Below are 21,394 nucleotides of genomic sequence, written 5' to 3' on the forward strand. Positions count from 1 at the left end.
AAATATGAAAAGACGCACTACTCCGTAGGCGTCTCCTCAGTCGTAAAGTCTTATACCAGTTCTACTGATCCACCTGCTGTTTCGATGGCCTGTTTAGCTTTTTCGCTGATAGCGTTTACTTTAACAGTTACCTTGGTTTTGAGCTCACCGTTGGCGAGGATCTTAACTTTGGCAGTTCTGTTAACCAGACCGTTCATATACAGGCTTTCCAGATTGAATTCCTGGAGGCCGTATTTTTCAACTAAATGATCCAGCTGACCCAGGTTGAAGATGGTGTATTCTTCGCGGTTATTGTTTTTGAAACCACGTTTAGGCATACGGCGCTGGATTGGCATCTGACCTCCTTCGAAGCCTTTCTTGCTGGCATAACCGGCGCGTTGCTGAATACCTTTATTACCTTTTGTAGAGGTACCACCTTTACCGGAAGCCTCACCACGTCCGAGACGTTTTTCTTTATGTACAGAACCTTTAGCAGGCTGTAATGAATGCAGATTCATAATGTTAATTGTTTTTACTTACGCGGAAATTAACCGCTCGCTTTAATAAAATAAAAATGGTAAAGTTACAAATGTAAAGGTAAGATTATCAACAGACAATCCCACAGCAGTGTTACTTAAAATTAAGCGTTTACTGTTTCTACCGTTACGAGGTGATTTACTTTACGGACCATACCCAGGATCTGAGGAGTTGCTTCTACTTCAACAGCAGCGTGCATTTTAGTCAGGCCCAGTGCCTTCAAGGTCAGTTTCTGCCTTTCAGGACGGTCTATACCACTTTTCACTTGAGTGATCTTAATCTTTGCCATAAACCCCTATCCGCTAAAAGCGGAGTAATTTAATTGTTAATGTAATATTTTCAAAATTTTCAGGACAGCACCTGCTCAGAGAGCGGGTAATAATCATCCGTTGAAAACTTTCTTCAGGGCAACGCCTCTGGTTTTAGCGATACCGATTGGTTCGCGTAACAGGCCCAGCGCCTTAAAGGTAGCTTTTACCACGTTGTGTGGGTTAGCAGAACCTAAAGACTTTGCCAGTACGTCTGTTACACCAGCACTTTCCAGTACAGCACGCATAGAACCACCAGCGATCACACCAGTACCATGAGCAGCTGGCTTAATCAGTACCTTAGCGGCACCTTCTTTAGCAAACTGATCGTGAGGAATGGTACCGTGCATTACAGGAACCTTGATCAGGTTCTTTTTTGCATCGTCTATACCTTTGGTAATAGCCTGCTGCACTTCTTTAGCTTTACCGAGACCGTGACCTACAACGCCGTTTTCGTTACCTACAACTACCAGGGCAGAGAAACTGAATGTACGACCGCCTTTAGTGGTTTTAGTAACACGGTTGATCGCCACTACTTTCTCTTTCAGCTCCAGATCACCAGCCTTTACTTTATTGAATGAATTCTTTGCCATTTTATTTTATGAGAATTACTTGTTCAGAATTATAAAAATCCGGGCTCCTGATTAGAACTGAAGACCGCCTTCTCTTGCTCCGTCAGCTACGCTTTTCACGCGGCCATGATATAAATAACCACTTCTGTCGAAAACGCAGGTAGTCAGACCCAGTGCCAGTGCTTTTACAGCCAGCGCTTTACCTACCAGTGCGGATTTTTCAGATTTGGTACCTTTCTGGGCCTGGATATCCTTATCACGGGAAGAAGCCGCTGCCAGGGTAGTGCCATTGGTATCATCGATCAATTGCACATAGATATCGCTGTTACTGCGGAAAACAGACAATCTTGGCTGCGTTGCAGTACCGGAGATTTTCTTACGGATGCGGTAACGGATTTTCTGTCTCCTGTTAACTTTTGTGCTCATTTGAGTTTTATTTTATTACCCCGATGCTGCCGGGATATCTGTTAAAACCGGCTAACCAGCCCGGAAGGCTGATTAGCCAATTAAATATTTTATTTACCTGCTGATTTACCAGCTTTCTTACGTACCACTTCATCGCTGTAGCGAACACCTTTACCTTTGTAAGGCTCTGGTTTACGCAGGCTGCGGATTTTAGCAGCTACCTGACCCAGTAATTGATTATCAATACCTTCCAGCATGATCTTAGGGTTCTGACCTTTTTCAGTCAGGGTAGATACTTTCAGTTCTTTAGGAACTTCGAAGATGATATTGTGAGAATAACCTAATGCGAGATCCAGCAACTGACCGGAGTTAGCGGCTTTATAACCCACACCCACCAGCTCCAGCTGTTTCTTAAAGCCTTCAGTTACACCCAGCACCATATTAGCCAGCAATGCGCGGTATAAACCGTGCAGCGCTCTGTGGCGAATCTGGTCTGTTGGGCGGGTTACGTTAACCACGCCATCCTTTACTTCTACTTTAATATCCCTGTCGATGGCCTGTTTCAGTTCACCTTTAGGGCCTTTTACGGTTACTTCGTTAGCCGCAGATACGGTAACTGTAACGCCGCTTACCAATTTAATAGGACTTCTACCTATACGAGACATAACTTTAGTTTAAAGTTGTTTGATATTTAGATACCAGCTATCAGTGTTCAGCGCCGTATAGAGAGCTTAATTGTCAGATAGCCTGTGTGCGAATGACCGCCGGATAACCGTCGGTCATTCAAAATATATTAATATACGTAGCAAACAATTTCGCCACCTACGTTCTGAGCTTTAGCTTCCTTATCGGTCATTACACCTTTGGAAGTAGAGATGATAGCCACGCCCAAACCATTCTTCACACGCTTAAATTCCTCCGGTTTTGCGTACTGGCGCAGACCTGGACGGCTGATGCGTTGCAATTCCTTGATAGCGGGCTCTTTAGATACGGGATCATACTTCAGGGCGATCTTGATCACACCTTGTTTGGTATCATCCTCGAATTTGTACTTCAGGATATAACCTTTATCGTACAGAATTTCTGTAATACGTTTTTTCAGCTTGGAAGCCGGAATTTCCACAATCCTGTGGGTGGCCATTTGCGCGTTCCGGATACGGGTCAGGAAGTCTGCTATTGGATCAGTAACCATTGTTTAAATAGTTTGATAATGTTTACAATGCGATATCCAATCGTAATAAGATGGGAATCAAATAACTAATAGTGGAGGCGGTTAAGCACTCTGAAATTCTTACCAGCTGGCTTTTCTTACACCAGGGATTTTACCTGCGAGAGCCAGGTCGCGGAACATGTTCCTGCACAGGCCGAAATGACGCATATATCCTTTAGGACGGCCGGTCATCTGGCATCTGTTTTTCAGACGAACAGGAGAAGCGTTTTTAGGAAGCTGGTCGAGTGCAGCGTAGTCACCGGCAGCTTTCAGGGCAGCGCGTTTTTCAGCAAACTTAGCTACCATAGCTTCTCTTTTCCTTTGTCTGGCTTTTACGGATTCTTTTGCCATAATTATATTATCGTTTCGATTTACTGATTATCTTTTTTCATATTCCTGAACGGCATACCCATTTCTTTCAGCAGCTCGTAAGCTTCTTCGTTAGTTTGGGCAGTAGTAACGAAAGTGATATCCATACCGGATATTTTAGTTACTTTATCGATGTCGATCTCAGGGAAGATGATCTGCTCAGTTACGCCCATTGTGTAGTTACCACGGCCATCAAAAGCTTTTTCGTTGATACCTTTGAAGTCACGTACACGAGGAAGGGAAACAGAGATCAGACGATCCAGGAAGTCATACATATTAGTGCTGCGCAGCGTTACACGTGCACCGATAGGCATGTTCTTTCTGAGTTTGAAGTTAGAAATATCTTTCTTAGACAAGGTAGGGATGGCTTTTTGACCAGAGATACGGGTCATTTCGTCCACAGCAATGTCTACCAGCTTCTTATCACCTACTGCACCATTAATACCCTGGTTCAGGCAAATTTTAACCAGACGAGGTACCTGCATTACACTTTTGTAGTTGAATTTCTTCATCAGTGCAGCTTTCACCTCATCCTTGTATTTCTTCTGCAGTCTCGGAGTGTATTTTGTGTTTGACATTATTTAATTACCTCCCCTGATTTTTTAGCGATACGAATTAATTTACCATTTTCCCTCTGCCTGCTTACTTTGGTAGGTTTACCAGCTTTGGCATCCCACAGCATCACGTTAGAGATAGCAATAGGAGCTTCCTGCTTAACAATACCACCTTTGGTATTCTGAGCAGTAGGCTTGGTGTGTTTGGTAATAATGTTAACACCTTCTACAAGAATGCGGGCTTTGTCAGGCTGTACTTCCAGCACTTTGCGTGGCTTCGTCCTGTCCTTATCATCGCCGGCAATCACCGCAACCAGGTCGCCTTTCTTAATGTTGAATTTAGGCTTAAATCTAGTTTTCATTACTTTGATTTATTTATAAACGCCAAGCGAAACAATTGTTTCGCTTGATAAATGTTTTTCTCGTTCTTGCAAACGGGCTGCAAAGATAAGAAATATTTTGAGATTTCGGGATTTTGGCATTTTTTGATAAAAATCCCAAAATCCCGGTCTCGACAATATTTTATAATACCTCAGGAGCGAGGGATATAATTTTCATATAGCCCTTGTCTCTCAGCTCACGGGCAACCGGACCGAAAATACGGGTACCGCGAGGTTCGTCTGAGTTATTCAGCAGTACAACCGCGTTATCATCGAAACGGATATAAGAACCGTCTTTACGACGTAATTTATTCTTAGTTCTTACGATTACAGCTTTAGTAACCATACCTTTCTTCACACCGCCACCAGGGATAGCGTCTTTCACAGTTACCACGATCTTATCGCCTACTTTAGCGTAGTCCTGACCGGAGTTGCCCAATACGCGGATGCAGAGTACTTCTTTAGCACCGCTGTTATCAGCTACACTCAGTCTTGATTCTTGTTGTATCATCGAAATGAGATTTGATATTGTTTAGTCAGCGGCTGAACCCGGGTTTGCCGGAAGCAGCTTGAAACAAATAATGAATTATTTTACTTTAGCGATTACTTCTACCAGTCTCCAGCATTTATTTTTGCTCAGAGGGCGGGTTTCCGCGATTCTCACGGTATCGCCGATGCTGCACTCGTTTTTATCGTCGTGCGCCATGAACTTGGTAGTTTTTTTCACGAATTTACCATAGATCGGGTGCTTTACTTTACGCTCCACCTTAACGGTAATGGTTTTATCCATTTTGTTGCTGGACACCACACCAATCCTGGTTTTTCTTAATTTTCTTTCGGTCGTCATTGTTGAAAGTTATTTAACCCTCCCGGAGGAGGCTATAAATTGTTTATTATTGCTATTCAGCAGCCCCGGTATAACCGGGACTGAAGATTTAGAAGCCCAGTTGCCTTCTACGCAGTTCGGTATTGATCCTGGCGATATCGCGTCTTACGGCGCGGATGCTCATTGGATTTTCGATCGGTGTGATGGCGTGACCGAAGGTCATCTTTTTCAGACGGAGCTTTTCAGCAGAGAGTTTCTCGTTCAGCTCCTGATCATTCAGTCCTTTCAGATCCAGCTTTTCTTTTGCCATTTTATTGAATTTGAGCCGGGTAGCTTTTCAGCTTCACCGGAATTTTAGTAATTGTGTACCTGTAATTAAGCTACGTAGTCGCGGCTGGTTACAAATTTTACTTTAATGGGCAGTTTCTGAGCTGCGAGTTCCATTGCTTCTTTCGCTACCTGTAAGGGAACGCCGTCAGCTTCAAATAAAATTCTACCTGGTTTAACTACTGCTGCCCAATGGTCAGGAGCACCTTTACCTTTACCCATCCTCACTTCCAATGGTTTGGCAGTGATTGGTTTATCAGGGAATATACGGATCCAAACGTTACCTTCACGTTTCATATGCCTTGTCAGGGCCACACGTGCAGCTTCGATCTGCCTGTCGGTGATCCATTTAGGTTCTAATGCTTTAAGACCGAAAGTACCAAAGGAGAGGGTAGCGCCTCTTTTAGCGTTCCCTTTGATGCGGCCTTTGTGCATCTTCCTGTGTTTCGTTCTTTTTGGCTGTAACATCGTCTATGTTGTTAATGTTAATAGTTATTGTTAATGTCTGCTATACCGCAAGCGCTTATCTGCGACCACCGCCACGGTGTTCTCCACCTCTTCTGTCGCCACCACGGTGATCTCTGCGTTCGCCATGATGTTCTCTTCTATCACCACCAGTGCTACGGTTATCACCTTCTTTACCGGTTAATACGTTCGGGTTCAGATCGCGTTTGCCCAGTACTTCACCTTTACAGATCCACACTTTGATACCGATTTTACCGTATACGGTTAAAGCGAACAGGGAAGCGTAGTCGATATCCATACGGTAAGTATGTAAAGGCACGCGACCTTGTTTCATTTCTTCAGAACGAGCGATTTCAGCACCACCCAAACGACCACTGATCTTAATTTTGATACCTTCAGCACCCATTCTCAGTGCAGTAGCAATCGCCATTTTGATAGCGCGTTTATAGTTGATACGGCTTTCGATTTGTTTAGCGATTGTTTCAGCAACGATGTTAGCATCCATCTCAGGACGACGGATCTCCAGGATGTTGATCTGTACATCTTCTTTACCAGTCAGCTTCTTCAGCTCTTCTTTGATGCGATCAACTTCGTTACCACCTTTACCAATGATGATACCAGGCTTAGAAGTATGAACAGTGACGATTAATTTGCCTAAAGTTCTTTCGATCACAACTCTTGAAATCCCGCCTTTGTTGATACGGGCATTCAGGTAAGTTCTGATCTTGTTATCTTCGATCAGTTTGGTAGCAAAATCTTTCTTGCTGCCATACCAATTAGAGTCCCATCCTCTGATGATACCTAACCTGTTACCAATAGGATTTGTTTTCTGACCCATGTTCTGGTTATTTGTCTATTAGTTTAATAGTTTTGTTTCTGTTTCGAGCACAGATTATTGTGCTTTACTGTCCACTACGATCGTTACGTGGTTACTTCTCTTACGGACACGGTAACCTCTACCCTGCGGAGCCGGACGCATTCTTTTCAGGGTGCGGCCACCATCTACGAAGATAGTTTTAACGATCAGGTTAGCATCTTCTACCCTGGCACCTTCGTTCTTCACTTTCCAGTTTGCGATAGCGGATACCAGCAGTTTTTCTAAAGGTACGCTAGGGTGCTTCGGATGGAATTTCAAAATATTCAAAGCCTTTTCTACATCCAGACCACGGATTAAGTCTGCCAGCAAACGCATTTTGCGGGGAGATGTAGGATTATTATTCAGCTTAGCTACTGCTTCCATTGTTATTAATTTCTTTTATTATTTAGTGTCTGAGTCTGATGCCTGAACCGGTTTGAAACCAATTTCAAACCTCAAACCTCAGACTATAATTTACATTTTCTTGTTAACGTGTCCTCTGAAGTTACGTGTTGGTGCAAATTCGCCCAGTTTGTGGCCTACCATAAATTCTGTTACATAAACAGGAATGAATTTGTTGCCATTGTGAACTGCGAAAGTGTGACCTACGAAATCAGGAGTGATAGTAGAACGACGGCTCCAGGTTTTGATAACTGTACGCTTGGTGCCGGCATTCATTTTTTCAACTTTAGTCTCTAATTTCTGGTCTACGTAAGGACCTTTTTTTATGGAACGAGCCATGTCTTACTTATTTATGATTTTTCAAATCCGGGCTCTGATATTGCTACCGGAGCCCTGATTCAGAAATATTATAATTTTTTACCGTTTTTCCTGCTGATGATCAGTTTATCAGAACTCTTATGCGGTTTTCTGGTTTTCAGACCCTTAGCATATTTACCAGTTCTTGATCTTGGATGGCCGCCTGAAGATTTACCTTCACCACCACCCATTGGGTGATCTACAGGGTTCATAGCCACACCACGGTTGCGGGGGCGGATACCTCTCCAACGGTTAGCACCTGCTTTACCGATAGACTGCAGGGCGTGGTCGGAGTTGGAAACTGTACCTACGGTAGCTTTACAGGTATTCAATACTTTACGCAATTCGCCGGAAGGCATTTTCAGTACTGCGTATTTTTCTTCCTTGTTGGACAGCTGAGCGTAAGCGCCGGCGCTTCTTGCGATAGCACCGCCTTTACCAGGCTGCAGTTCGATATTGTGAACCACAGTACCCAGCGGCATATTTTTCAGCGGTAAAGCGTTACCTACTTCCGGAGCTACATCGGCGCCGCTGATAACGGTACCACCAACCTGTAAGCCCTGGGGAGCGATGATGTAACGTTTTTCACCATCTGCGTAAGAAACCAGTGCGATGAAAGCACTACGGTTCGGATCGTATTCGATGGTTTTAACAGTAGCAGGAATATTTTCCTTATCGCGTTTGAAATCGATGACGCGGTATTGTTTCTTGTGACCGCCACCGATATAGCGCATAGACATTCTACCCTGCGCATTCCTACCGCCAGATCTTTTTGCTGGTTCGAGCAGGCTTTTTTCGGGGGTATCAGCTGTCAGCTCAGCGTAAGCGTTGCCTATTTTCCAGCGGGTACCAGCCGTCATTGGTTTGAACTTCTTCAGTGCCATTACTTCCTAAAAAGTTAAATGTTATTAAAATATAAATCGTGATCTGTATATACATCCATCTTCCGGCTGTTCAGGCCGGAAAGGCACTACATGTTAGCATACAGATCTATAGTTTCACCTGCCGCGATGGTAACGATCGCCTTTTTGTAAGACGGTTTTTTACCTGAGATGAAACCGGCTTTAGTAAAGCGGAATTTAGCTTTACCAGGCATTACAGCAGTATTCACTTCTGCAACGGATACACCGTAGAATTCTTCCACTGCCTTTTTGATCTCCAGTTTGTTGGCTTTCTTGTCAACGATGAAGTAGTAGCGGTTGAATTTATCGGTTGCTTTATTCACCTTCTCAGAGATCACCGGTTTGATTAAAACGTCTGAAAGTTTCATCTTTTTATAGCATTTAGCTGTCGGCTATAAGCTGTCAGCTGCGTTATTTAATTGATTTTGAACATCCTACGCTTCTGCAGGCTCTTCAACGAAGATCTTTGCAGCGCTTTCAGTAAACACGATGTAGTTGCTGTTCATGATGTCATAAGTATTGATATCGCTCAGAACGGCACCATCAACAGTTGGGATGTTTCTTAAAGACAGATAAACATTGTCGATGTATTCAGGCGTGATGAACATAGTCTTTCTTCCTTCTACATTAATGTTCAGGTTCTTCAGTAAACCAACAAATTGTTTGGTTTTAGGCGCTTCGAGTTGCAGATCTTCAACGATGATGATGCTGTTTTCCTTAGCTTTAATAGACAAAGCGGAGATCTTAGCGAGATCTTTCACTTTTCTGTTCAGTTTAATGCCCCAACCATGAGGTTTAGGTCCGAAGATGGTACCACCACCTTTATAGAGCGGGTTACGGATGTTACCTTTACGGGCACCACCAGTACCTTTTTGTTTGTGCAGTTTGCGGGAAGCACCTTTTACTTCAGCTCTGGTTTTTACCTTGTGGGTACCCTGACGCTGAGCGGCGAGGTATTGCTTAACAGCCAGGTAGATTACGTGGTTGTTAGGCTCTACACCAAAGATCTCTTCAGGGAGCTCGATGGATCTTCCGGTTTTCTTACCTTCTTTATTTAAAATATCTACTTGCATGTTACTTCTGGATTAAAACGATTGAACCATTGTGGCCGGGAACGGAACCACTTACCAGGATATAATTCTTTTCAGGGAATATTTTCAGGATCTTCAGACCTTTCACTTTCACTCTTTCGTTACCTGTCTGGCCGGCCATACGCATACCCTTGAAAACGCGAGAAGGATAAGATGATCCACCAACAGAACCAGGAGCCCTGCTTCTATCGTGCTGACCGTGGGTAGCTTCACCCACACCACCGAATCCATGGCGTTTAACAACACCCTGGAAGCCTTTACCTTTGGAAGTGCCTACAACGTCAATTGTTTCGCCTTCTGCGAAGATGTCGCAGGTGATAGATTCACCGAGGGCTTTCTGTACATCCGGGTTACGGAATTCTTTTACAAAACGTTTGGGAGAGGTGCTTGCTTTCGCGAAGTGATTACTTTCTGCTTTTGTAGTGTGTTTTTCTTTCTTTTCACCGAAAGAAACCTGAATAGCGTTGTAACCATCTGATTCCAGGGATTTTACCTGTGTTACAACGTTGGGACCAGCTTCGATAATGGTGCAGGCAGTCTGCTTACCATTAGCTTCGAAGATACTGGTCATACCAATCTTTTTGCCAATAATACCTTTCATTTTTATATGATTTTACCCAGCGCCTGGGGGATTTCCAGCTATCCCCAGGATGGGCGGTTAAATACATTTATTGGGCGGCCGCCCAGAAGGCGCGACCTATATTTGTTTGTTAAAATTGTTATCTTACTGAAAATCAGTAAGATAACCATAAATCAATTAAAGGCCGGCCTTTTGCCCGCCTTGCTGTTGTCCTTATGCTTTAATTTCAACTTCAACTCCGGAAGGTAAATCGAGCTTGCTCAGCGCGTCTACAGTTCTGGAAGAAGAGGTATAAATATCCAGTAAACGTTTGTGGGTACACAGTTGGAACTGCTCGCGCGCTTTCTTGTTAACGTGCGGAGAACGTAATACTGTAAATATTTTCTTCTCTGTAGGTAAAGGAATTGGACCTGTTACCACGGCACCCGTGTTACGTACGGTTTTAACGATCTTCTCAGCAGACTTGTCTACCAGGTTATGATCGTAGGACTTCAGCTTGATTCTTATTCTCTGAGACATATGCAATGAACTACTTCTAATAAGTTTTTTCCCAATACAATTTGGGAGGGCAAAGGTAACCCGGTTTTTTCTATTTGGCAAATAATTCTCAGGAAAAATATAAAGATACCGGGCTATTGGGTGGTGCCGGTAACGCAGGAAGAAGATTAGAGGCTTGTCAGCAGGGCAATAAGGCTTCAGAAATCATTCATTGTGTGTACGTTAAGCCTTATGGTAACTTCACATGCTCGTTTTGACAAATATAGGAAAACAAATGTCAAAACCAAAAAAAGGAGAATTATCTGATAATTTTTTTTGAAGATCCGGGTAAAAATCAGTCGGTACCAGGTTATTTGTGGCACAGCAGAGGTTGCCATACTGTTGGCGGATGTTTATATAAAAGAAAGTAAGGTCTGGCGGGTTCAAAAAAAGGGTTGCTCCTGCTTACCTGGAGCAACCCCCTGGAGAATGATTAAAGTGGTTTGAGAGTACACCGTTGGTTAATCTACCATCGATTAAAGCGGTAAACCACCGCCTAAGCCACCTAATAATGATTTTACTAATCCTAAGATCAGGGCCAGCAGTTGAGATACTAAATCCATTGGAAAAGGTTTTATAAGATATTGCCTACTCTATTATCTGGTTTTCAGCGATTCCCAGTTGTTATTCGATTAACGGTCTCTAAATTAACAGCTTCCATTCAATAGGCAGGTGTTCATTTCTATTCATTTTAAAATAGAATTCTTATTCTGTTCAATCAGCTCCCATATTGGGTTTCGCGATGGATCATATAATAAAAAGGGGTTATTTTTCACAAATATCCTCTTCAACAGGAAATACCAAAGAAGAGATACAGCTTGTTAGATATCCTACTCATCAGCAGTTATCCGGGAAAGAAACCTGTGGGTTAATTTCAGGTTGTTGTTTCATTAACTGCACCTGCATGCAACGTCCGGGATATGTTGAGTGCCTGTCAGAGATACTATGTCGAATGCAATTGGACAAAACCGGCCGATTTCATGATTGCCGGGAGCGGCGACCAGCTTTTCAGGCATCCTGAACCATAGAATGCCAACCAGCCACCACAACGCGAAGCCTTTGATCGCGGCAGCACTCCTAAAAGAAAAAGGGTTGCTCCCGCTTACCTGGAGCAACCCTTTTTAATAACTCAATTTGGTTTGAGAAGTACACCGTTGGTCAGTCGACCATCGATTAAAGCGGTAAGCCAGTACCACCCAATAATGATTTTACTAATCCTAAGATCAGTGTCAGCAGTTGATTAATTAATGCCATGGGAAAGGTTTTTATAAGATACTGCCTACTCTATTGTCTGGTTTTCGGCAATTCCCAGTTGTTATTCAGTTAACAGTATCTAAATTAATGGCTCTTGGTCAATAAGCAGTCGTTCATTTTATTCATTCCAAAGGAACATTCATGTTTTGTTCATTTGGCTACCACAAAGCATTTCAGGGCATATTACATGATAAAAAAGAGGTTGTTCTTTTCATGAACAACCTCTTCAATAAAGTGTGTAAGGGTAAATAGTAACCTGACAGGAATACTCCCTTACTGCAGGAGCTCCTGATTACAGGCCACCCAGTAATGACTTCAGCAGGCCGATGATAGTTGCCAGCAGTTGATTCAGTAAATTCATAAGATAATGTTTACTACAGGTTACACCTACTCTTTTGATTTGGTTTTCGGCAATCCCATTACTTAGCGCATAAGCATGGACCGAAATTACAGGCTATTCTTCTAAAATCCTTCGTTCATTTTGTTCAGTTCGGCATCCTAATATAATATATCGTTCAATCTACCACTGTGCTACGTAATAACATTAATCATATATACCAGGGAAAAGAATATGTTGAATATATAATATACCACCACGAGATTTATCACCTACAGGAGATCTTATCACGAAAGCGATTTATCATAGAGCAAAAGAACAGGCATTAATACGACCAGGGTTCACATGATGGGCAGGCATTATTTGAGCATGCTTAAAAGAATAGCTGTACCCTGTGCAATAAGACTCTTTTCCTGCTGAAAATTTGCCTAAGTATAGAAGTTGAGTGCATACCTGCTACGGCAACAATTCTCTAAATATTCAATACGCTTCTGTAAAAATGCTGTCTATCAAATTTGCCAGCGTAAACGTTCTGTAGCGCCATTATAGCTTATACATATTGAAGCGGGGTATGTCAACGATGCGACATACCCCGCTTTAAAAGATAAGTTTGTTTTCAAGGGATGATGACAGCTACCAATTATCGACGTATTACGTCGGCAGGCGGGCATCATTACCCTGATTGCGGCTCAGCTCCTTTCAGCCGGCGTTCCTGATGCTATAGTCAGGCTATACAATCATATACCACTGAGAGCATTTTGTAGGATACCCAGCAGCCCATAAAGGAAAGTACCTAAAGAATCAAGGAGCATAAACCTGCCTTTTTGTTTTTCATGCCTACTCTGTTACATGGTTTTCGGCAATCCCATTAGAAAATACCCTTGAATAACGCGGGTAATTACAGGGCTGCGCCTAAAACGATGTTCACGAACTTTAAGATTGCAGCGAGGATGGTAGTAGCCATAAATGATTTTTTTAGGATACAGTGCTTACTATTTTCAGGGTCTTCAGCAATTCCCTATGCCCGCTCCCTTGCGGACATATTGCTAAAATAGTGGGTTTAGGCCAAAAGAGCCTGTTCAGTTAGTTCATTGCCCGAGGCTGTATTCATTTTATTCAGAGAAGCTTTTTTGCCCATAGCTGCCAGCTTTTAGCCTTTAGCAAAATGCAGCGAAGACTAACATTTCATCTGTGTTAATCTTCGCTGCATTTTTGCTAAAAGCCAGTAGTTGTTTCTTATTATTTCCCTCTTTCTTCCTTATAGATCTGCTTGGCTTTCGCAGAAGGCAGGAAGATCTGGAAACCAATACCCAAATTCAGTCTATTGGAAGTAGCTGCGCTACCAAAGCCAACAGTAAGGTCGTATTTCAGTAAGCCTTCCAAACCAATATTAGGAGTGATAAAATAGGAAATACCAGGACCAACGCCTATATCCCAACCATTTGTAGATGGTCCATTTGCCTGATTACGGCCAGCAAATCCTGTTGATCCTTCCAGAAAAAACCGAACTCTTTTCGAAAACTCCAGTTTTCTGACATTTTTATCTTCAACATAATAACGAGCCAGGGCACCTACGCCGTAGTTAACATCGGTACCTCCACCATTTGGGTGTGTGAGTACTCCCAGGTTCACGTATCCCCCCAATGCAAGACCATCCTTAATAAACCATGCTGCCTTTGGAGTAAGATCAAAGCTGAATTGGGTGCCATCCTGAAAATTCAACCCCAGATTTGCCAGGTTACCGCCAACCATAATGTTTCCTTTCTGGATCTGGGCGTTAACTGCAGTACCACACAATAGCGCCGCTACGGCAAGGGTTAATAGACGAAATCTTTTCATAGTTTGATTTTTAGTTTAACAAATAAATTTTCAATGAATAAAACCAATGAATAAGCACTTGCAAACAAAAGCGCTCTGCTTATTTTGCTCGCTTATAAATAGTTGTTAAAAAAATAAAAGGCAGGGGGATAATATGGAGTTAATCTTTTCTGACTGCGTCAAACAAACTACAGCACATGACAGCCAAAATGCTGTTATTGGTGCAAATGTACTGGAAATGAATCAAATAAACATTCCATCTTCTAAAAAAATCTCAAAAAAGCCTTTCTTTATAATTCTAATTTTCTCCCAACATGAATATTTATCCTTATTCATTATAAGTATAACATTTGAACAGCGATGTTGTTGAAAGGAATAATATTAAAGTAAAAATTTAGCGAATACCTGCGCCTGCCATTTGTTTTACACCAGATGCAACCATTTCATTGAGCATATCGATATGCGTACAAAATGTTCCCTGTTTCTGCAGGAAGCGCAAAAAACCTTCCAGCTTTTGCTGCATCTTCCGGCCTGATACATTGCGGATATAAGCAGGCAGGCCAAACCCTTTGAGATCGGTCAATTCCCAGGGATGGAAATAGAAGGAGAGGTATTCGTCTTTCCGGAGCACTCTTGTGGAAAAGTGCCGGGTAATCCATAAAGGCATATTCTTGACGCTTAGCCAGAATATAGGATATCGTATGAGAGGAGAAACGGAAGATGGAATAATCCAGGTATCTTCTTCTTTGAAGACAGTGCGTGGCAGATGCCAGTTATTGTACCGGCCCGGGAGCCAGGTAGGGTTTACGGATGCATCGTACAGATAGCCGGCTTCTTTCAGGGCGGCCAGGTTTACTTTACGCAGACGGGGCATACGGAAGCCATAAACGGTTTGTCCGCTGATTTCCTGGAGGGCCAAACGGGATCCTTCCAGGTCGGCATCTGAGAAGGAGCTGTGATAATAAGCATGAGAAGCTATTTCGTGCCGGGCAGCCATTTGCCTCACGAGTTCGGGGTAATGCTGCGCCCAATATGCGGTAATAAAGAATGTTGCGCGCACATCATATTTATCAAATAAAGCCAGCGTGGCCTGCAGGCCACTCCTGGAGATTTCGAGCTTTTCCTGGAGTGATACCTGCTGGCCAAATTCTTCCGGGATATCAAATTCCTCTACATCAACGCTGATCAGTATCCTTTTCGGTTTCTTCATAAAAATTTAAGCAGCTGATGAGCCGATGACGATCCTGCAATAATTCAGCACTTCTTTCATCAGCAATTTGAGACGGAAAGAAGAAAACTGAATACCCGGGCGGCAGACTACATCTACGGCTCCGATTTTAAGATGGGGGCGGCGACCTGCTTTATATAAGAATTCGCTATCGTACAGAAATCCGTTGACCTTGGTTTTCAACAATATATTTCTGCCATATGCATTAAATCCCTTGAGGCCGGCCTGGGCATCTTCCACCTTCAAATCCAGTACCACTCTGTTCAGGAAACGGCTGATCCTGGTAATATTACGGCGTTTGCGGGGAAGCTTTTCGAGATAAGCGGCCCCTCTTTCGCCGGCTACCACATCGAGCCCCTGTATCAGGCGGTCGTAGGTTTGCCTGATCACGTCCACGCCAAAAGGAAAATCCAGATCAGTATAGATCTGATAGGCATGCTGGGAACGTTTGACCCCTTCCCTTACCGCGTAACCTTTACCCCGGTTACGGGTATAACTCACAATAATAATCCCTGGTATAGCTGCCTCCAGCCAGGAAATGTGCTGTCGGGTAAAATTCCTCTGTGATCCATCATTTACCAGGATTAGCTGCACCGGCACTTTTCCCATTAAAGTCGTAACCTCATGGTAGTGCCTAATCAGTGATTCCACCCAGGGGCCCGAGGGGTTCCAGCAGGGCAGAATCAAATCCAGGCCGGGAGAAAGGGTGACCAATTCTCCCGATGTATGTACCACAGTTGTAGGAGGCGCTTGTAATAACTCTAACGACATAATTTCTAACGTGCTATCAGTAATAAATACAGGATGAGACGGTTTGTGTATATTAAGATGACGCCGGAAAATGAGGTTCCCCTCTATTCAGAGATGTAGAAAAATAAAAAGGCCCTGAAACTCAGGACCTGGCAGTTAGCAAAAAGTAAATTTCAGTTGTAGATCATATAACCGAAAATATCAAATATTCTTGTTATTGCAATAGCATGTTCATGTCAGTCATGTCATAAAAGCAGAAAGGTTGTTCCCTTTGCAGAGAACAACCTTTCTATATGAAAGAGCTACGATTAAGCGTTTACTTTACCTTTCACTTTAGCAATCACTTCTTCAGCTACGTTGTTAGGCGCAGGAGAGTAGTGAGAGAACTCCATGATAGAGGTAGCACGGCCGGAAGACAGGGAGCGCAGCTGAGTTACGTAACCGAACATTTCGCTCAGCGGAACTTTAGCTTTGATTACCTGTACACCATTCTTGGAATCCATACCTTCCAGCATACCTCGACGACGGTTGAGGTCACCTGTAACATCACCCATGTACTGGTCAGGAGTTTGTACTTCCACTTTCATGATAGGCTCCAGCAGCACTGGTTTAGCTTTGCGGGCAGCTTCACGGAAGGCTTGTCTGGCGCAGAGCTCGAAGGACATAGCGTCAGAGTCAACCGCGTGGAAGGAACCATCAAACAAACGTACTTTCAGGTTTACCAGCGGGAAGTTAGCCAGTACACCCTGGCCCATGGATTGTTCGAACCCTTTCTGAACAGCAGGGATGAACTCTTTCGGGATAGCACCACCAAAGATATCATTTACGAACTGGAAGGCTTTTCCGTCGTTTTCTTTCAGCCATTCTGCATCAGCAGGAGCGATTTCGATCTGGATATCAGCGAATTTACCGCGACCACCGGTTTGTTTCTTAAATACTTCACGGTGTTCAATCTTGGCAGTCAGGGCTTCTTTGTAAGCTACCTGAGGAGCACCCTGGTTAACTTCTACCTTGAATTCGCGACGCATACGGTCAACGATGATTTCCAGGTGAAGCTCCCCCATACCGCTCAGTACGGTTTGGCCGGTTTCTTCGTCAGTTTTAGCTTTCAGGGTAGGATCTTCCTCTACCAGCTTAGCGAGTGCCATACCCATTTTATCAACGTCTGCCTGAGTTTTAGGCTCGATAGCAATGCTGATAACCGGTTCAGGGAAGGTCATAGACTCCAGTACGATCGGGTGATTTTCGTCGCACAGTGTATCACCTGTTTTGATATCTTTAAAACCAACAGCAGCGCCGATATCACCAGCTTCGATGAAATCGATCGGGTTCTGCTTGTTAGCGTGCATCTGCATGATACGGCTGATACGTTCGTTTTTACCTGTACGGGTATTCAGTACATAAGAACCAGCATCCAGGTGGCCGGAATAAACCCGGAAGAATGCCAGACGACCTACGAACGGATCGGTAGCGATTTTAAATGCCAGTGCAGCGAGCGGTTCCTTAGCATCTGGTTTACGCTCAATTTCTTCACCATTATCCGGATTAGTACCTTTTACAGCTTCTACATCCTGTGGAGAAGGCAGGTAGCGGCAAACCGCATCCAGCATTTTCTGCACACCTTTGTTTTTGAAGGAAGAACCGCACATCATTGGGATGATAGCGATATCGATAGTAGCTTTACGGATAGCTTCGTGGATTTCGGCTTCGGAGATTGAGTTAGGATCTTCGAAGAATTTCTCCATCAGTTTATCATCGTATTCAGCAACGGCTTCTACCAGGTTAGCTCTCCATTGTTCTGCTTCTTCTTTCATGTCAGCAGGGATTTCAATTTCCTGGTAAGTAGCACCTTTACCTTCTTCGTCCCAGATGATACCTTTCATGGTGATCAGGTCAACCACGCCTTTGAAGGTATCTTCCGCGCCGATTGGCAGGGTCAGGGGAACGGGGTTAGCACCCAGCATCTCTTTTACCTGCTTAACAACATTCAGGAAGTCGGCACCGGAACGGTCCATTTTATTAACAAAACCGATACGTGGAACACGGTAACGGTTAGCCTGGCGCCAAACAGTTTCTGACTGAGGTTCAACACCGGAAACGGCGCAGAACAGAGCTACCAGACCGTCCAGAACACGCAGTGAACGCTCTACCTCAACGGTAAAGTCCACGTGGCCCGGAGTATCGATGATATTGAATTTATATTGCTTGGTATCAGGTAAGGCTTTTCCCTGTGCGGTTGGAAAATTCCAGAAACAGGTAGTTGCCGCAGATGTGATGGTAATACCTCTCTCCTGCTCCTGTGCCATCCAGTCCATTGTAGCAGCACCCTCGTGCACTTCTCCAATTTTGTGGGATTTACCTGTGTAATACAGGATACGTTCTGTGGTAGTGGTTTTACCCGCATCAATGTGCGCCGCAATACCAAAGTTCCTTTGAAATTTTAAGTCTGCCATAATATTAAAATGACTAAATAATGCAATTTGGGGGGCAAAGGTAATTTATTTTTAACAATAAATAAAACGACCTGTTTTTCCAAATTGTTATTTCTTCTCAACGGTCATTCGGGGTATTTATATTAAAAATAATTACAATTTCGATATTTCTAAAATACCACTTTTGGGGTAGTATCAACCATTTTTTCAGGAAATCCCACCAAAAGTTAAATCGGCATTTGACCATTGCCATAATTCTTTCATTTTTGTTTTGTGTTGTTGTTTTGGATACACTGAAATCACACAAGAGTCGAAAAACCGGAAAAGGTTCTGTTATTATTCCCCAATAAGCAAACAAACTATGGAGCAAATTATACTTACAACGTAATCATAACAGAAACATGATTGGTGAAATGCTGTGGCAAACAGTGTAGCCCCTATAAAGAGCGGCCCCAACGCGAGTAATTATTCTTATTCCATATGATCACATTAGTTAGCAGATGCGGTATTGCATGGCTGTTACTGTGTTGTTATTGCTTTACCTCAAAGGCGCAGGTTATACCTGACATGGTTCAGTATATCATAAGCGCGGCAACTGTAATACCCATTACAGGCGGCAAGACATTTATTTCCCAGGATCTCCGGCAGCCGGAGGCACTTCAGCAAGCACCTGAAAGGGATGCCTGCTGCTTTATTTTGGTATCAATGCTTTAATAAATACAATATGAAAAATCGTTTATCCAGGCGCCTTTTATTAGTGCTGTTGCTGACAGGCAGTATGCAGGCGTTGAAAGCCCAGCTGGTTCTGAACCGGCAGGTAGTAGCCGCTGGTGGTGGCAGTGGTACTGTTCTATCGCAAATACAGATGTCTTATACCATCGGAGAACCGGTTATAATGTCGATCGCTAATGGTCAGTTATTACTGACCCAGGGCTTTCAGCAACCGGAAGAATTCCCCAAACTTCCACCGGGGGTGAGTCCTGTTAAGAGTTATATCCTGTATCCCAACCCCGCTGTTACCACTACAAAGATCGTTTTCGACCTGCTGACCAACGTTAGTGTAACGCTGGAAGTAGTTAATACAGCCGGACAAACCATTTATCACCAGTTTCTTCAGCTTAGTGCAGGAAAGAGCACAACGATATTACCAGTAGATCATTTTGCATCTGGTATTTACACGGTGGTGCTTAACATCAACGGCAATGTTTATTTCGAAAAGCTGATTGTACAATAGTAAAGTCAACCCCAAAGCTCCCATTATGAAAAACAATTTTACCATTGCAATAATCACAGGCCTGCTAGCAGTCACCTGCTCCGCTTATGCACAGAAGGTTACCCAAAGAGCCCCCAATATCGGAGCCAGTTTTTTACTGGTCAACCCTGATGCCAGGAGCAGTGGTACGGGCGACGCCACTACCGGGTTACAACCCGACGCCAATTCTATCTTTTCCAATGCGGCCAAACTGGTTTTCGCCGGCGACTGGGGAGTTAGTGCCTGTTACTCCCCCTGGATGTGGGAATTGAATAATAATAAGTCGAACATGGCTTATGTATCCGGTTATAAAAACTGGAACAGCAACGAAGGTGTCGGCTTTTCCATGAAATACTTCAATTACGGGCAGGTCACTTTCCGGGATGAAAACGGTACAGTGATGCAGAACTACACACCAAAAGAGTTTGCCATAGATGGCGCCTATTCCCGCAAACTGGGGCAGCATATGTCGCTGGCACTAACTGTTCGCTACATACGCAGTCAACTTGGACAGGGCTCCTTTAATGGGTTGCAGCAAAAACCTGCATCTGCGGTTGCCGGAGATCTGAGCTATTATTATCAGAACAGCGCAGATAAGCTCGATTTTGGTAACCGTTATTGTTTCGGTATCAGCCTGACTAACATCGGATCAAAGCTGCAGTATACAGATGATAACGCCCGTAAGAGTTTTCTGCCAATGAGCCTGCGTATCGGGGGCGGCTATACGTTTGTGCATACACAGGATCATGAGTTCACGCTTTCCGTTGACATCAATAAACTGCTAGTTCCGACTCCGCCCATATATGCACTTGATTCAAATGGTATAGCCACCAACCAGATATTGAAAGGCAAAGATCCCAATCGTGGTGTTGTAGATGCCATTTTTTCATCGTTTGGAGATGCTCCGGGAGGGTTTCAGGAAGAACTGAGGGAGTTTACCATTGGATCGGGAATAGAGTATTCTTATCGGCAGGCCTTTTTTGTACGAACAGGATATTTCTATGAACATCCCACCAAAGGCTACCGGCAGCATTTTTCCGCAGGCCTGGGAGTGAGGGTATCCAACCTGGGACTGGACATTGCTTACCTGATACCGACAGGCGAGAGCCTTGTAGCGAAGAGGACACTCAAATTTTCGCTGGTATATAATATTGGCGGAAGCAATGATACAAAAGCGCCTTAACCGCTGGTATCTGATAATTACATTCTTTCAATCAATAAACAACACCCCATATGAAACCACTGATTATTTTATTGCTATTTATTGCGGCAGTACAGTTTCCCGGCCTGGTAAGTGCGCAGGATCAAAAAGTACCGATCAAAACATCGGATGGAGCGATAGCAAGACCGAAACAGGAAACCTTACCGATCAAACCTTCTTCAGGAGAATCTGCAGCGCCGGTACCACATACCTTTGCCGCCAGCCAGGCACTCCAGGGAGGTAAACCGGTATCCATGCTCCAGCCGGATAAGAGCCAGGCTGTGATAAATCCGGCTGCTACGGGGAAAATACCAGGTACTACTTCCACCCTTTCTATCCAGCAGTTATTCAAGCCGGTTGTCAATGATATCCGGCCACCGATAATAGAACAACAAGGTCCGCCCACCGCTCCGGCCAATTCCAGCAGACCATTCTTCACCCCAAAACCTGCTAAACAATAAAACA

Annotated in this window: 28 protein-coding genes; 3 read left to right on the forward strand and 25 right to left on the reverse strand. The window is 43.8% G+C overall.

Going from position 1 to position 21,394, the window contains the following annotated elements; all coding sequences use genetic code 11:
* Positions 1-50: 50 nt before the first annotated feature.
* The 25 genes from rplO to fusA all read right to left on the reverse strand — a co-directional run bounded on the left by rplO (position 51) and on the right by fusA (position 18,497).
* The gene (rplO, locus tag UNH61_RS25135; RefSeq protein ID WP_326994769.1) at positions 51-497 is read right to left on the reverse strand and encodes a 50S ribosomal protein L15; all 447 of its coding nucleotides are present in this window, start codon (positions 495-497) and stop codon (positions 51-53) included.
* Between the two features lie 122 nt (positions 498-619).
* The gene (gene rpmD / locus UNH61_RS25140; RefSeq protein WP_326994770.1) at positions 620-805 is read right to left on the reverse strand and encodes a 50S ribosomal protein L30; all 186 of its coding nucleotides are present in this window, start codon (positions 803-805) and stop codon (positions 620-622) included.
* Positions 806-898: 93 nt separating this feature from the next.
* Entirely contained in the window at positions 899-1,417 is a 519-nt protein-coding gene (gene rpsE, locus UNH61_RS25145) for a 30S ribosomal protein S5 (protein ID WP_326994771.1), read from the reverse strand.
* A 51-nt stretch (positions 1,418-1,468) separates the two neighbouring features.
* Positions 1,469-1,822, reverse strand: a complete 354-nt coding sequence (gene rplR / locus UNH61_RS25150) for a 50S ribosomal protein L18 (RefSeq protein ID WP_326994772.1) — start codon at positions 1,820-1,822, stop codon at positions 1,469-1,471.
* A gap of 89 nt (positions 1,823-1,911) precedes the next feature.
* Positions 1,912-2,466: a 50S ribosomal protein L6 gene (rplF, locus tag UNH61_RS25155; protein ID WP_326994773.1), complete on the reverse strand. Its 555-nt coding sequence runs from the start codon at positions 2,464-2,466 to the stop codon at positions 1,912-1,914.
* Between the two features lie 128 nt (positions 2,467-2,594).
* The gene (rpsH, locus tag UNH61_RS25160) at positions 2,595-2,993 is read right to left on the reverse strand and encodes a 30S ribosomal protein S8 (RefSeq protein ID WP_326994774.1); all 399 of its coding nucleotides are present in this window, start codon (positions 2,991-2,993) and stop codon (positions 2,595-2,597) included.
* Positions 2,994-3,092: 99 nt separating this feature from the next.
* On the reverse strand, positions 3,093-3,362 hold the full coding sequence (rpsN, locus tag UNH61_RS25165; RefSeq protein WP_326994775.1) for a 30S ribosomal protein S14: 270 nt from the start codon (positions 3,360-3,362) through the stop codon (positions 3,093-3,095).
* Positions 3,363-3,382: 20 nt separating this feature from the next.
* Positions 3,383-3,958: a 50S ribosomal protein L5 gene (rplE, locus tag UNH61_RS25170; protein ID WP_326994776.1), complete on the reverse strand. Its 576-nt coding sequence runs from the start codon at positions 3,956-3,958 to the stop codon at positions 3,383-3,385.
* Positions 3,958-4,296: a 50S ribosomal protein L24 gene (rplX, locus tag UNH61_RS25175; RefSeq protein WP_326994777.1), complete on the reverse strand. Its 339-nt coding sequence runs from the start codon at positions 4,294-4,296 to the stop codon at positions 3,958-3,960. Before rplX ends, rplE begins: the two co-directional genes overlap by 1 nt.
* A gap of 160 nt (positions 4,297-4,456) precedes the next feature.
* The gene (gene rplN / locus UNH61_RS25180) at positions 4,457-4,825 is read right to left on the reverse strand and encodes a 50S ribosomal protein L14 (protein WP_326994778.1); all 369 of its coding nucleotides are present in this window, start codon (positions 4,823-4,825) and stop codon (positions 4,457-4,459) included.
* A gap of 75 nt (positions 4,826-4,900) precedes the next feature.
* Positions 4,901-5,161, reverse strand: coding sequence for a 30S ribosomal protein S17 (rpsQ, locus tag UNH61_RS25185; RefSeq protein WP_326994779.1), 261 nt, complete (start codon positions 5,159-5,161; stop codon positions 4,901-4,903).
* Positions 5,162-5,249: 88 nt separating this feature from the next.
* The gene (rpmC, locus tag UNH61_RS25190; protein ID WP_326994780.1) at positions 5,250-5,450 is read right to left on the reverse strand and encodes a 50S ribosomal protein L29; all 201 of its coding nucleotides are present in this window, start codon (positions 5,448-5,450) and stop codon (positions 5,250-5,252) included.
* A gap of 65 nt (positions 5,451-5,515) precedes the next feature.
* Positions 5,516-5,935 carry a 50S ribosomal protein L16 gene (rplP, locus tag UNH61_RS25195; RefSeq protein WP_142685977.1) on the reverse strand — a complete coding sequence of 140 codons (420 nt, stop codon included), beginning with the start codon at positions 5,933-5,935 and terminating at the stop codon, positions 5,516-5,518.
* A 55-nt stretch (positions 5,936-5,990) separates the two neighbouring features.
* Positions 5,991-6,770 (reverse strand): 30S ribosomal protein S3, encoded by a 780-nt coding sequence (gene rpsC, locus UNH61_RS25200; protein WP_326994781.1) that lies wholly within the window; start codon positions 6,768-6,770, stop codon positions 5,991-5,993.
* Between the two features lie 54 nt (positions 6,771-6,824).
* Entirely contained in the window at positions 6,825-7,172 is a 348-nt protein-coding gene (rplV, locus tag UNH61_RS25205; protein ID WP_326994782.1) for a 50S ribosomal protein L22, read from the reverse strand.
* A 90-nt stretch (positions 7,173-7,262) separates the two neighbouring features.
* On the reverse strand, positions 7,263-7,529 hold the full coding sequence (rpsS, locus tag UNH61_RS25210; protein ID WP_116976875.1) for a 30S ribosomal protein S19: 267 nt from the start codon (positions 7,527-7,529) through the stop codon (positions 7,263-7,265).
* 68 nt (positions 7,530-7,597) lie between these two features.
* Entirely contained in the window at positions 7,598-8,431 is an 834-nt protein-coding gene (gene rplB, locus UNH61_RS25215) for a 50S ribosomal protein L2 (RefSeq protein WP_326994783.1), read from the reverse strand.
* A gap of 86 nt (positions 8,432-8,517) precedes the next feature.
* Positions 8,518-8,817, reverse strand: coding sequence for a 50S ribosomal protein L23 (gene rplW / locus UNH61_RS25220; RefSeq protein ID WP_326994784.1), 300 nt, complete (start codon positions 8,815-8,817; stop codon positions 8,518-8,520).
* Positions 8,818-8,883: 66 nt separating this feature from the next.
* On the reverse strand, positions 8,884-9,522 hold the full coding sequence (gene rplD, locus UNH61_RS25225) for a 50S ribosomal protein L4 (protein WP_326994785.1): 639 nt from the start codon (positions 9,520-9,522) through the stop codon (positions 8,884-8,886).
* A gap of 1 nt (position 9,523) precedes the next feature.
* Entirely contained in the window at positions 9,524-10,141 is a 618-nt protein-coding gene (rplC, locus tag UNH61_RS25230) for a 50S ribosomal protein L3 (RefSeq protein WP_326994786.1), read from the reverse strand.
* Between the two features lie 192 nt (positions 10,142-10,333).
* A complete protein-coding gene (gene rpsJ / locus UNH61_RS25235; protein ID WP_012789286.1) occupies positions 10,334-10,639 on the reverse strand; it encodes a 30S ribosomal protein S10 in 306 nt (101 codons plus the stop codon).
* A gap of 2,848 nt (positions 10,640-13,487) precedes the next feature.
* A complete protein-coding gene (locus tag UNH61_RS25240) occupies positions 13,488-14,087 on the reverse strand; it encodes a hypothetical protein (RefSeq protein ID WP_326994787.1) in 600 nt (199 codons plus the stop codon).
* Between the two features lie 373 nt (positions 14,088-14,460).
* On the reverse strand, positions 14,461-15,276 hold the full coding sequence (locus UNH61_RS25245; protein ID WP_326994788.1) for a polysaccharide deacetylase family protein: 816 nt from the start codon (positions 15,274-15,276) through the stop codon (positions 14,461-14,463).
* Between the two features lie 6 nt (positions 15,277-15,282).
* Positions 15,283-16,065, reverse strand: coding sequence for a glycosyltransferase (locus UNH61_RS25250; RefSeq protein ID WP_326994789.1), 783 nt, complete (start codon positions 16,063-16,065; stop codon positions 15,283-15,285).
* A 287-nt stretch (positions 16,066-16,352) separates the two neighbouring features.
* Positions 16,353-18,497 carry an elongation factor G gene (gene fusA, locus UNH61_RS25255; RefSeq protein ID WP_326994790.1) on the reverse strand — a complete coding sequence of 715 codons (2,145 nt, stop codon included), beginning with the start codon at positions 18,495-18,497 and terminating at the stop codon, positions 16,353-16,355.
* 703 nt (positions 18,498-19,200) lie between these two features.
* Between fusA and UNH61_RS25260 the strand changes: the two genes are divergently transcribed.
* From UNH61_RS25260 to UNH61_RS25270, 3 genes are read left to right on the forward strand one after another with little or no spacing between them, the layout of a single operon-like run.
* A complete protein-coding gene (locus UNH61_RS25260; RefSeq protein WP_326994792.1) occupies positions 19,201-19,710 on the forward strand; it encodes a T9SS type A sorting domain-containing protein in 510 nt (169 codons plus the stop codon).
* 25 nt (positions 19,711-19,735) lie between these two features.
* The gene (gene porV / locus UNH61_RS25265; RefSeq protein WP_326994793.1) at positions 19,736-20,911 is read left to right on the forward strand and encodes a type IX secretion system outer membrane channel protein PorV; all 1,176 of its coding nucleotides are present in this window, start codon (positions 19,736-19,738) and stop codon (positions 20,909-20,911) included.
* A gap of 50 nt (positions 20,912-20,961) precedes the next feature.
* Positions 20,962-21,390 carry a hypothetical protein gene (locus tag UNH61_RS25270; RefSeq protein ID WP_326994794.1) on the forward strand — a complete coding sequence of 143 codons (429 nt, stop codon included), beginning with the start codon at positions 20,962-20,964 and terminating at the stop codon, positions 21,388-21,390.
* The last annotated feature ends 4 nt before the right edge of the window (positions 21,391-21,394 follow it).

This window comes from Chitinophaga sp. 180180018-3, assembly GCF_037893185.1.
GTDB lineage: Bacteria > Bacteroidota > Bacteroidia > Chitinophagales > Chitinophagaceae > Chitinophaga.

Excerpts from the sequence above, each read along its gene's own strand:
- rplO (WP_326994769.1), bottom strand. The coding sequence starts at position 497 with ATGAATCTGCATTCATTACAGCCTGCTAAAGGTTCTGTACATAAAGAA.
- rpmD (WP_326994770.1), bottom strand. The coding sequence starts at position 805 with ATGGCAAAGATTAAGATCACTCAAGTGAAAAGTGGTATAGACCGTCCT.
- rpsE (WP_326994771.1), bottom strand. The coding sequence starts at position 1,417 with ATGGCAAAGAATTCATTCAATAAAGTAAAGGCTGGTGATCTGGAGCTG.
- rplR (WP_326994772.1), bottom strand. The coding sequence starts at position 1,822 with ATGAGCACAAAAGTTAACAGGAGACAGAAAATCCGTTACCGCATCCGT.
- rplF (WP_326994773.1), bottom strand. The coding sequence starts at position 2,466 with ATGTCTCGTATAGGTAGAAGTCCTATTAAATTGGTAAGCGGCGTTACA.
- rpsH (WP_326994774.1), bottom strand. The coding sequence starts at position 2,993 with ATGGTTACTGATCCAATAGCAGACTTCCTGACCCGTATCCGGAACGCG.
- rpsN (WP_326994775.1), bottom strand. The coding sequence starts at position 3,362 with ATGGCAAAAGAATCCGTAAAAGCCAGACAAAGGAAAAGAGAAGCTATG.
- rplE (WP_326994776.1), bottom strand. The coding sequence starts at position 3,958 with ATGTCAAACACAAAATACACTCCGAGACTGCAGAAGAAATACAAGGAT.
- rplX (WP_326994777.1), bottom strand. The coding sequence starts at position 4,296 with ATGAAAACTAGATTTAAGCCTAAATTCAACATTAAGAAAGGCGACCTG.
- rplN (WP_326994778.1), bottom strand. The coding sequence starts at position 4,825 with ATGATACAACAAGAATCAAGACTGAGTGTAGCTGATAACAGCGGTGCT.
- rpsQ (WP_326994779.1), bottom strand. The coding sequence starts at position 5,161 with ATGACGACCGAAAGAAAATTAAGAAAAACCAGGATTGGTGTGGTGTCC.
- rpmC (WP_326994780.1), bottom strand. The coding sequence starts at position 5,450 with ATGGCAAAAGAAAAGCTGGATCTGAAAGGACTGAATGATCAGGAGCTG.
- rplP (WP_142685977.1), bottom strand. The coding sequence starts at position 5,935 with ATGTTACAGCCAAAAAGAACGAAACACAGGAAGATGCACAAAGGCCGC.
- rpsC (WP_326994781.1), bottom strand. The coding sequence starts at position 6,770 with ATGGGTCAGAAAACAAATCCTATTGGTAACAGGTTAGGTATCATCAGA.
- rplV (WP_326994782.1), bottom strand. The coding sequence starts at position 7,172 with ATGGAAGCAGTAGCTAAGCTGAATAATAATCCTACATCTCCCCGCAAA.
- rpsS (WP_116976875.1), bottom strand. The coding sequence starts at position 7,529 with ATGGCTCGTTCCATAAAAAAAGGTCCTTACGTAGACCAGAAATTAGAG.
- rplB (WP_326994783.1), bottom strand. The coding sequence starts at position 8,431 with ATGGCACTGAAGAAGTTCAAACCAATGACGGCTGGTACCCGCTGGAAA.
- rplW (WP_326994784.1), bottom strand. The coding sequence starts at position 8,817 with ATGAAACTTTCAGACGTTTTAATCAAACCGGTGATCTCTGAGAAGGTG.
- rplD (WP_326994785.1), bottom strand. The coding sequence starts at position 9,522 with ATGCAAGTAGATATTTTAAATAAAGAAGGTAAGAAAACCGGAAGATCC.
- rplC (WP_326994786.1), bottom strand. The coding sequence starts at position 10,141 with ATGAAAGGTATTATTGGCAAAAAGATTGGTATGACCAGTATCTTCGAA.
- rpsJ (WP_012789286.1), bottom strand. The coding sequence starts at position 10,639 with ATGTCTCAGAGAATAAGAATCAAGCTGAAGTCCTACGATCATAACCTG.
- UNH61_RS25240 (WP_326994787.1), bottom strand. The coding sequence starts at position 14,087 with ATGAAAAGATTTCGTCTATTAACCCTTGCCGTAGCGGCGCTATTGTGT.
- UNH61_RS25245 (WP_326994788.1), bottom strand. The coding sequence starts at position 15,276 with ATGAAGAAACCGAAAAGGATACTGATCAGCGTTGATGTAGAGGAATTT.
- UNH61_RS25250 (WP_326994789.1), bottom strand. The coding sequence starts at position 16,065 with ATGTCGTTAGAGTTATTACAAGCGCCTCCTACAACTGTGGTACATACA.
- fusA (WP_326994790.1), bottom strand. The coding sequence starts at position 18,497 with ATGGCAGACTTAAAATTTCAAAGGAACTTTGGTATTGCGGCGCACATT.
- UNH61_RS25260 (WP_326994792.1), top strand. The coding sequence starts at position 19,201 with ATGAAAAATCGTTTATCCAGGCGCCTTTTATTAGTGCTGTTGCTGACA.
- porV (WP_326994793.1), top strand. The coding sequence starts at position 19,736 with ATGAAAAACAATTTTACCATTGCAATAATCACAGGCCTGCTAGCAGTC.
- UNH61_RS25270 (WP_326994794.1), top strand. The coding sequence starts at position 20,962 with ATGAAACCACTGATTATTTTATTGCTATTTATTGCGGCAGTACAGTTT.